The sequence below is a fragment of the Phaeovibrio sulfidiphilus genome (assembly GCF_014861485.1).
Lineage (GTDB): Bacteria > Pseudomonadota > Alphaproteobacteria > Rhodospirillales > Rhodospirillaceae > Phaeovibrio > Phaeovibrio sulfidiphilus.
Genome location: NZ_JACZHT010000003.1, coordinates 291,356 through 300,711, shown reverse-complemented (window position 1 = coordinate 300,711; position 9,356 = coordinate 291,356). Strand labels below are relative to the sequence as shown.

Annotated in this window: 7 protein-coding genes; 1 reads left to right on the top strand and 6 read right to left on the bottom strand. The window is 69.4% G+C overall.

Annotated elements, in window-relative coordinates; genetic code table 11:
* Window positions 1-544, top strand: a 544-nt coding sequence (locus IHV25_RS06035) for an autotransporter outer membrane beta-barrel domain-containing protein (RefSeq protein ID WP_192534202.1), incomplete at its 5' end; no start/stop codon positions are given.
* A gap of 360 nt (window positions 545-904) precedes the next feature.
* On the opposite strand, the gene IHV25_RS06030 is transcribed toward IHV25_RS06035, so the two are convergent.
* The 6 genes from IHV25_RS06030 to glpA form a co-directional block, all read right to left on the bottom strand.
* The gene (locus IHV25_RS06030) at window positions 905-1,078 is read right to left on the bottom strand and encodes a hypothetical protein (RefSeq protein WP_192534201.1); all 174 of its coding nucleotides are present in this window, start codon (window positions 1,076-1,078) and stop codon (window positions 905-907) included.
* A gap of 740 nt (window positions 1,079-1,818) precedes the next feature.
* Window positions 1,819-3,324 carry a glycerol kinase GlpK gene (gene glpK, locus IHV25_RS06025; RefSeq protein ID WP_192534200.1) on the bottom strand — a complete coding sequence of 502 codons (1,506 nt, stop codon included), beginning with the start codon at window positions 3,322-3,324 and terminating at the stop codon, window positions 1,819-1,821.
* Window positions 3,325-3,346: 22 nt separating this feature from the next.
* A complete protein-coding gene (locus IHV25_RS06020) occupies window positions 3,347-4,153 on the bottom strand; it encodes an MIP/aquaporin family protein (protein ID WP_192534199.1) in 807 nt (268 codons plus the stop codon).
* 56 nt (window positions 4,154-4,209) lie between these two features.
* Complete coding sequence (gene glpC, locus IHV25_RS06015; protein ID WP_192534198.1) at window positions 4,210-5,421, bottom strand: anaerobic glycerol-3-phosphate dehydrogenase subunit GlpC; 1,212 nt, start codon at window positions 5,419-5,421, stop codon at window positions 4,210-4,212.
* Window positions 5,422-5,426: 5 nt separating this feature from the next.
* Window positions 5,427-6,710: a glycerol-3-phosphate dehydrogenase subunit GlpB gene (gene glpB / locus IHV25_RS06010; protein ID WP_192534221.1), complete on the bottom strand. Its 1,284-nt coding sequence runs from the start codon at window positions 6,708-6,710 to the stop codon at window positions 5,427-5,429.
* Window positions 6,700-8,583, bottom strand: coding sequence for an anaerobic glycerol-3-phosphate dehydrogenase subunit A (glpA, locus tag IHV25_RS06005; RefSeq protein WP_192534197.1), 1,884 nt, complete (start codon window positions 8,581-8,583; stop codon window positions 6,700-6,702). Before glpA ends, glpB begins: the two co-directional genes overlap by 11 nt.
* Window positions 8,584-9,356 lie beyond the last annotated feature (773 nt).

Genomic DNA, 9,356 nt, shown 5'->3' with positions numbered 1-9,356 from the left:
CGGGGTTTACACCCGCCACGGCATTGACAGCCGCCGCACCGCACTGGGCGAGCGTCTGAAGGCGGACTACGGGGCGAACGTGTTCCAGGTTGTGGGCGAGGCCGCCTGGCGGATCCAGGCGACGGACGCCCTGATGGTGGAGCCGTTTGCCGGAGGCTCGTGGACCATGGGTTATACCGGGGGCTTCTCGGAGAGCGGCGGCGTGGCGGGCCTGCGCGGGCACAGCCAGGCGAGCCACACGGGGGTCTCCACGGTGGGTGTGCGGATGGACGCCCGGGTGCATGAGAACGCGGTCCTGAAGCTGGACCTGGGCTGGGAGCATGTCTACGGCGACATCGACACCGCCAGCCGGATGATGTTCCTTGCGGGGTCGGATGACTTCCTTGTGCGCGGCACGCCGGCGGACCGGGATGCGGCGGTGGTGGGCGTGGGCGCCGAGGTGCGCCTGGACGACACCTGGGGGCTGACCGTGATGTACGACGGGGCGTATGGTGCCCACACCACCTCCCACGGGGGCCGCGCCCGTATGACGTACCGCTGGTAGGACGGCACACCCGGACCCGGATCCCGGGGCCGGGGCGTTCGACCCCGGGCCACACCGGCACAAGCCCCGCCCCGCAGGCGGGGCTTTTGTGTTGATGCGGTTTTGTGGGTTACCGGGAGGGGTTCCCCGAGCGAAGGGGGCCCGGGCAGGCCGCGCACAGGAACCGGGGCTTGCGCTTCGATCCGGTCCGCGCAGGACCGGTTCCGCATGGTCCCGAACGGGTGCGGTCACCTTTGGGTGCAGTCCCGGGGGGCCGGGCTCCGGCGAGCGAACGGGTCGGCTTCCCGCGGGGCCGGGGCGCCGGGCGCGACGCAGCGAGACCCGGGACGAACCCCGGGTCTGTGCAGGCGCGGTTGCCCTTTAGTCCTCGGTCAGCCGCTCCCAGGTCCGCGGGGCGGGCTGGCTGGAAAGGGCAGCGAGGTATTTCTCGACGGCCTCGGCCACCAGGGCGTCCTTTGTGCGGCCTTCCAGGATGGCGGCGTCCACAAGGCTGGCTTCCAGGGCGTCGGGAATGTTCACGGTTACCAAACCCATTTTTGTAACTCCGTTCGGTGGTTTTGTGATGAGGCTACGATAGGCCGTGGTTCCGGGCAGGTCTACGGAAATTCTGTTTGTGGGGGATGGCGTTTTGGACAGGTTTCGAGTTTTTCGACCGGTGGCGGGCGTGGCTTCCGGCAACCGGTGCGCGACAGCGCTGCGGGCGCCGCCGGTTCGGTCGGGGAGCGGGGGGCGTGCCCGTTTTGGGGTAAACGGGGGTGAATGTTCCCGGGGCGCGCGGCCTGTGGGGCTCCGCGGCGTTCCCAGCTCCGGGTCCGGGCTTTTTTTCGGTGGCGCGCGCGGGGGCTTCGGAGAGGCCCCGGGGACGCCCCGGGGACGCGTCATGCGGGAGTGGCCGCGGGCGCGGTTCACGCCCGTGCCCTGGGAGCGTGAGGGTGCGGCGTGAGAGTGCCTTTGCGAGGTCGGTCGGGCGTGTTCCGGGGATGACGTCCCGGACAAGTGCCCCGGCAGTGCCCGGGACAGCGCCTTCGGACAGTGCGCCCCTTGAGCGGGCGCTGAAACAGAACCTCCCGGGAGGGCTCCCCCGGGAGGTCGCGTCGTGCCGGTGGAACGGGTTCCGCCGGGAGGTTGCGTCGTGCCGGTGGAACGGGTTCCGCCGGGAGGTCGGGGTGTGGGGCCGGACCCGGGACGCTAGGGACGCCGCGACACCCGGGCCGGACCCGGGATGCCCCGGAGAGACGGGGCATCCGCGGGAAACCGGGGTGAGGCCGCCCGGCTCAGGCGTCCGGCTCCACCCAGCTCATGGCCCGGGTCACGGCCTTCTTCCAGCCCTTGTAGCGCTCGATCTGCTTGTCCCGGTTGTCCGAGGGCAGGAACTCCTGTTCGATGCGCATGCGGTTTTTCACGTCCTCGAGGCCGTTCCAGTACCCGACCGCCATGCCCGCAAGGAACGCGGCTCCGAGGGCTGTGACCTCCAGCACCGCCGGGCGCTCAACGGCCACGCCCAGGATGTCCGCCTGGAACTGCATGAGGAAATTGTTCGCGCTCGCCCCGCCGTCCACCCGGAGGGTTTTCAGCTCGATGCCGGAGTCCGCGCGCATGGCCTCCAGCACGTCCTTGGTCTGGTAGGCGATGGACTCCAGCGTGGCCCGGATGATGTGCCGGGCGTTGGAGCCCCGGGACAGTCCGACGATGGCGCCGCGGGCGTAGGGATCCCAGTAGGGCGCGCCCAGGCCGGTGAACGCGGGCACCACATAGACGCCGTTGGAGGTCTCGGCCCGGTGGGCGAAATAGTCCGTGTCGTAGGCGTCGGAGACGACCTTCAGCTCGTCGCGCAGCCACTGGATTGCGGATCCGCCCACGAAGATCGAGCCCTCGAGGGCGTAGTTGACCTCGCCCCTCGGGCCGCAGGCCAGCGTGGTGACCAGGCCGTTCTTTGACAGTACCGCCTTCTCGCCCGTGTTCATGAGCAGGAAGCAGCCGGTGCCGTAGGTGTTCTTGGCCTGGCCGTCGTGGACGCACAGCTGTCCGAACAGGGCGGCCTGCTGGTCTCCGGCAATGCCCGAGATGGGGACCCGGGTGCCGCCGCGGCCGCCCAGGTTCGTCTGCCCGTACACGCACGAGGACGGCCGGACCTCGGGCATCATGGAGCGCGGGATGTCGAGCGCCCTCAGAAGGTGGTCATCCCACTCCAGCGAGTGGATGTTGAACAGCATGGTGCGCGAGGCGTTGGTGTAGTCGGTCACATGGACGCGCCCCTGGGTCATGTGCCAGATCAGCCAGGTGTCGATGGTGCCGAACAGCAGCTCGCCCTTTTCGGCGCGCTCCCGGGCGCCCTCCACGTTGTCCAGGATCCACTTGATCTTGGTGCCCGAGAAGTACGGGTCCAGCAAAAGCCCCGTGTTCTCCCGGACATAGTCCGCAAGCCCCTGTTTCTTCAGCTCCTCGCAGATGGCGGCGGTGCGCCGGCACTGCCAGACGATGGCGTTGTAGACCGGGCGCCCCGTGGCCTTTTCCCAGACCACGGTGGTTTCGCGCTGGTTGGTGATGCCGATGCCCGCGATCTCCTCGGTCTCGATCCCGGCCAGGGCCAGGGCCTCGGTCAGCGTGGCGCTCTGGGTCGCCCAGATCTGCATGGGGTCGTGCTCGACCCACCCCGAGCGGGGGTAGATCTGCTGGAACTCCCGCTGGGCGACCGCAACCACGTTGGCGTCGTGGTCCAGGACCACCGTGCGGGAGCTTGTGGTGCCCTGATCGAGGGCGACGATGTACTTCTTGCTCATGTTCCTTGACCTTTGTCTCGGGTTATCCGGAGGCTTTCATCCCCAGGGCGCGGGTGACGAACACCCGGTACAGACCGGCACCGACGCAGGCGCCGACGATGGGGGCGATCAGCGGAACCAGGAAATAGGGAATGGTGATGTTCTCGCTCAGGGGATAGCCGGTCATCACGTCCGGGCCCCAGCCCGCCAGCAGGGCGAACAGGCGCGGGCCCATGTCGCGCGCGGCGTTCATGGCAAATCCGGTGAGCGGGCCGAAGGTGATCCCGATCAGGGCGATCACAAGGCCGATCAGAAGCGGCGCAAGCGGGCCCCTGGGCAGGCCGTTGCCGTCGTCCACCAGGGCCAGGATCAGGGCCATCAGCATGGCGGTGATGAAGACCTCGGTCATGAAGGCCTGGGTCATGGTGATGTTCGGGTCCGGGAAGGTGCAGAAGATCCGGGCCATGTTCAGGGTTGCCACCGGGTCTCCCGCGACGTTGCCAAGGGCGATCTCGAACAGGTTCTGATAGAGGAACCAGACCACCGCGGCGGCGACAAAGGCCCCCAGGGTCTGGGCGATGATGAAGGGCAGAACCTTGCGCCAGGGGAACTTTCCGAAGACCGCCAGGGCCACGGTGACCGAGGGGTTGATGTGGGCGCCCGAAACCCCGGCGCACAGGTAGACCGCCATGGCGACCGCAAGGCCCCAGGCGATGCTGATTTCCCACTGGCTTACGGACCGTCCGGTCAGGAACACGACGGCGACAACGCCGAGGCCGAAGACAATCAGGAGAAAGGTGCCGAAGAACTCGGCCAGATACTCGGAGAAGTCACGTTTTCCCGAACTCATGTGCTCGTCCTTTCCAACTACGTTTTCGGGCCGGCGCGAAGGGCGGGGAGACGCCCTCAGCCGCCCCGGATCGAGCGGGCAAACAGGGTTGCCGGGTGCTCGCATTTTTTTGATGTCGACATCTCGATCTGCCACTTGCAGGTTTCGCAGTCGCAGACGACCAGGTCGGCGCCGGAGGCCTCGATCAGCTCGAAGAGGGAGGCACCGATGGTCTGGGAGGTGTCGTAGTTTTCCTTCCGGAAACCGTAGGTTCCGGCGATCCCGCAGCACTGCTGGGGCAGGACCACAACCTCAAGGCCGGGGATCTGCCGGATAAGATCAATGGAGTAGCCCGCCCAGCCCAGCCGCTCCATGTGGCAGGCGGTGTGGTAGACCACCTTCATGTTCAGCGGGTGGAGCGTGGCCGTGCGCCCGGCGGTTCGCAGCCGGTGCAGGTGCCGGGTCAGAAGCTCGACCCTCGGGCGCCAGCGGCTGATGTCCATGTCCAGGATGTCGGGGTATTCATTGCGCAGGGTCAGGGTGCAGGTGGAGGCCGGCACCACCACGGACAGGCCCTTCTCCGCCACCGCCTCGTGCAGCGAGGCCGCGTTGATCCGGGCGTTGGCCCTGGCCTTGTCGAGAAACCGCGCCGCAATGAGGGGGGCGCCGCAGCACTGCTCGTCTTCCAGAAGCTGCACCCCCACGCCAAGGGCGTTCAGCACCGTGAGGATGTCCTGCCCCAGGGCCGGGTTGTTGTAGTTCACGTAGCAGCCGTGGAACAGGGCCACCTGGTCCTTGAAGAGCGCCTGGGCGGCGGCGGCCTCCTTCCCGTACCAGGCGCGGAAGGTCTGTCGGGCGTAGGAGGGGAACCGCCTCTTTGACGCGATGCCCAGAGTGCTCTCCAGAATCTTTTTCACCGGAGGCAGCGCTGCCAGGGCGTTGGTCACGGGGGCAAGGCGGTTTGCGGACAGGCCTCCCACCAGGTCGGTGTGGCTCAGGATGAAGTCCCGCACCGGGCGGCGCGAGGTGTCGCAGGTGTTCCGGGCCAGCTGGATGATGTCGCCGATCTTCACTCCCGAGGGGCACGCCACCTCGCAGCGCTTGCAGTTCGTGCAGTGCCTCAGGGCGCTGTCGTAGAAGGCCGGGTCTTTCAGGCGCAGGCGCTCGCCGTCCGGTCCCGCGTGCTTGGGGCCGGGAAAGTCGGGGTTGGCCTCGGACACCGGGCAGTACTCGGTGCAGATGGTGCACTTGGTGCAGGCCTCGAAACCGGTGTCGTCAAGAACGCTCATGGCCGTCAGCCTTTCGTGCCAAGGATCCGGTCCGCCACCGCCAGAGCGGTGACCAGGGCCACGCCGCCCCCGCAGCCCAGGTGCACGGGGTCAAATCCCCCCAGAACCAGTCCGGCCACGTGGAGGTTGGGAACCGGGTTCCCGTTGAGCTGGCCGCGAAGGGTGGCGTCGGTCCGCACGCCGTAGTGCATGTAGGGCTGGGGATCGAAGACGCTGGCGGAGGTCCAGGCCGCCCGGTCCTGCGGCGCCTCGCGCAGGTCCAGGTCGAAGAGGGTCTCGCGCACCGCGTGGGGGCCGGAGGTCAGTCCGCCGCTGAAGAAGCTGCCGGTGGCCAGGACGAAGTCGTCGGCCTCCAGGGGGATGTCCTCGTGGCTGGCCGTATAGATCCGGGCGAGGGACGGGCCGTTCCAGTCGTGCCCGGTGACCCGGTCGCCGTTCATGCACACGCCGCCGTCCGCAAGGAAGCGGTTCAGGAGGATGCGGCTGAAGCGGGCCCCGATCAGGGACGGCGGCAGGGTGGGGACAACCCGCACCGGCACACCGATCTGGCGGCTCAGGGTGGCCACCGGCTCGTTGGAGCGAAAACCGAGGCAGGCGGGCAGCACGACAGCATCGACGTCCCGAGCCAGGGGGGCCAGTTCCGCGGCCAGGGTGGCCAGGGCCTCGGGGTGGTCCAGAACCCGGGCGATGTTCACCGAGCGGAACTCGCTCGGGTTGGTGCGCAGCCGGTCCAGGACAGGCAGGCGAAGGGATGCGCTCCGGATTGCGGCCTCGGTGGTGGCCCCAGTGGCGGCCAGGTGGCTGGAGAGCACATCCGCTCCCAGGTCCAGAAAGCCCTCCACGGTGGCCACCAGCAGGCGTTTCCAGGGGAGGGCACCGGTGGCCGGGTCAAGGCCCAGGGCCTCGGAGGCGCCAAGCCAGGTGGGCACGGTGGTGCCCAGGGGCGTGATGCGCAGGCGGTTCCCGGCGGCCAGGGAGCCGTCCAGCGCAAGCCCCCGGTCCCGCAGGAAGGCTTCGGCGCGTTGCCCGAGCTCCAGGGTCCGCTGGCGGCCCAGAAGGGCGTAGGGGTGATCCGGGGCCTGGTCCGCCAGGGCCTCGAGGGCGTCGGGCGCCCGGGAGACCGGGGTGCCGTCCGGCAGGTGCCCCAGGAAGTCGAATGCGCCCGAGGAGAAGTGCAGGGCGCTCTGTCCGGCGTTGACCAGGGCGCAGGAGCGTCCTCCCTCCAGCACCCGGAGCCCCGCCACGAGGCCCGCCAGTCCGGCTCCGATGACGATCACATCATAGCGCATGGCCACCTGCTTTCCCGTCGGGGGACGGTTCGGGGTTGGGGGTGCGGGCGTGGGTGGTCCCCCCGTCCGGGGTGGGTGCGGAGGCCCCGTCCGGGGAGGGTGCGGAGGCTCCGTTCGGGGCATGCGCGGAGGTGCCGGGCGTGGCGTGGCTTGTCACCCCGTTCGGGGCGGGGGCCAGCGGCATGGCCCCGCTGGCATCCGGCGGCGATCCGGCTGTGATGGGCCCGGGTCCGGGGCCGGGCCCAGGGTTGGGGCCGGACGGTCGGCCAAGGCCGCAGACCCCCTGATAGAGCCACAGGGTGAACTCGCTTTCCCGCAGGGCGTCGGCCCAGGCAACGGGGCGGATCCCCTTCCAGCGTTCCTCGAGGAGGCGGGCCAGGGTGTCGGGCATGCCCGCGGGCGGGGTCACCCCCTCCTGCACCAGAAGACCCGCGGCGCGGCATGCGCACAGCTCGCCCTGGCAGGTACCCATGCCAAGGCGGGTGCGCCGGCGCAGGTCCGTCAGGCTGTGCACGCCCAGGGTCTCGATCGCGCGGACCACCTCGCCCACGCTGACGCTCTCGCACTCGCACACCAGGCTCCGGCTTCCGGGGCCGCCATCCGCCAGGTCCTGGGCCTCGTCGCCGTAGCGTCCCACCACCGACCGGCGCTGGGTCACGGGCAGGGCTGCGAGCTTTTTCAGGGTCTCGGCCGTGGTCTCGCGGGAGCCGGGCAGGGGGACCGTGGCCGTGTCGCACCGGGCGCTCACGCCCAGCTTCGTGCAGACCAGGTCGGTGGTCATTTCCGCCATCAGCCGGTAGGTGATCAGCTTGCCCCCGGAGATGGTGATGAACCCGGGGCAGCCGTCCCGGCTCTCGTGGTCCAGAAGGACGATGCGGCGGCTGATGGAGCGGCCGGTGGCGTCGTCCTCGTCGGCGATCAGGGGCCGGGCCCCCGCGTAGGCTCGCAGCATGCGGGTGTCCGCAAGAGCCGGAGCCAGCAGCCGGCCCTCCCGGACCAGCAGGTCCACCTCCTCGGTGGTCACCCGCAGGTCGTCCACCTGCTCGAACGGGACGGGGGTTGAGGTCGTGCCGATCAGCGAGACCGTGTCGCCGGGCACCAGGATGTCCGCGTCCGCAGGCTTGCGGCAGCGGTTGATCACGACGGTGTTCAGCCGGTGCCCCAGGATCAGCAGGGCGCCCCGGGTGGGGAACATGCGAACCTCGACGTCTGCCATGCGGGCGATGGCCTGGCCCCAGATCCCGGCTGCATTAATGGTGAGGGGCGCGCGGAACTCCCGGGTCTCGCCGGTCAGTGTGTTGCGCACCCGCACGCCGGTCACCGCCGGGCCCTCTTTCAGGAGCCCGGTCACCTCGTGGTAGGTCAGGCAGCGGGCGCCGTGGGCGGTGGCGTCCAGAATATTGGCAAGTGTCAGGCGGAAGGGGTCCACCGCCCCGTCCGGAACGTGGACGGCACCGGTCAGCTCCGGGTTGACCGAGGGCTCCAGGCGCCGGGCCTCGGCCGGGTCCAGGGCGCGGGCGGGGATGTCGGCTTTGGAACATGCATCCAGAAATGTTTTCTGGAATGCAAGGTCGTCCTCGGGGAGCGAGATGAACAGCCCTCCCGTGTCCTCGACACAGTGGCGGGCGATTGTGCGCAGGATCCGGTTTTCCTCGATGCACTCCCGGGCGGACTCCGGGTCCGTGACCGCGTAGCGGGCGCCGCTGTGAAGAAGGCCGTGGTTGCGCCCGGTGGCGCCTGTGGAGTAGTCGCGGCGCTCCACCAGAAGGGCGCGCAGGCCCCGCCGGGCGCAGTCCCGGGCAATTCCGGCTCCGGTGATCCCGCCGCCGATGATGATGACGTCCGCGTCACCGCTGGAAGGGCTCGCCTGCATGGAGGCGTCTCCGCACTGGGTAGCCGGAGGTCCGCTCGGAGGGGATCGGGAGATCCCTCCCGCCGGGACGGCACCGGCTCTCGATTTAAGTGACTTTAAATTAAGAGTGTTGGCAAGACAAGGGCATGCACGGTCAGAAGTATGGCTGAAACTGGCAGAATACGTCTTTTTGGAGGCCGACCTTCGGGAGGGGGTGTTGTCGTCTCGCGCTCTGACAGTGTGGTGGACCGGGTGCAACCGGGAGCGGGATGTTTGGGCCCGCCCGGATGGGATGTGCGCCGGTTTCGTGACGCCAGACGCGCCGGAGTCGCGGCGCCGGAGCGAGGGGGCGGGCAGGCGGTGGGGGGATGCGGGCGTGCCCGAGGGGCGGGCAGCCGGTTACTGTGGCGCGGGCAGCCGGTGGGGGGATGCGGGCCTAAGGGGCAGCCGGTTGGGGGGGACGCGGGTGTGCTTGAGGGGCGGGCAGGGCCGGGTGCCGGGCGACAGTGCCCGGGCTCCGTCGGGCCATGGGTATGGTCTTTAGATGGTATTCACGGCATAGGCCCGGGCATCCGCGTACCACCCGGGGCGGGACGGTGGCGTGTGGATGGACACCCGTAGTGTGGCACCTGCGCTGCGCTGGTGTGGAGCACATGTGCGGCAGCGCCCGCGTTGTGCCGTGCGCGGGCGGGGCTGGCGGCACGTCGTTTTTGTGGGGAAACGCAGAAGCAGGCGTGGCCGGGTGGTGTATGTATGGGGAGTGGCCCGGGGCTGCCGGCCGGGCGGGAGGCGGA

Coding starts and splice junctions, on each gene's coding strand:
- glpK (WP_192534200.1), bottom strand. CDS start 3,324: ATGAGCAAGAAGTACATCGTCGCCCTCGATCAGGGCACCACAAGCTCC.
- IHV25_RS06020 (WP_192534199.1), bottom strand. CDS start 4,153: ATGAGTTCGGGAAAACGTGACTTCTCCGAGTATCTGGCCGAGTTCTTC.
- glpC (WP_192534198.1), bottom strand. CDS start 5,421: ATGAGCGTTCTTGACGACACCGGTTTCGAGGCCTGCACCAAGTGCACC.
- IHV25_RS06030 (WP_192534201.1), bottom strand. CDS start 1,078: ATGGGTTTGGTAACCGTGAACATTCCCGACGCCCTGGAAGCCAGCCTT.
- glpA (WP_192534197.1), bottom strand. CDS start 8,583: ATGCAGGCGAGCCCTTCCAGCGGTGACGCGGACGTCATCATCATCGGC.
- glpB (WP_192534221.1), bottom strand. CDS start 6,710: ATGCGCTATGATGTGATCGTCATCGGAGCCGGACTGGCGGGCCTCGTG.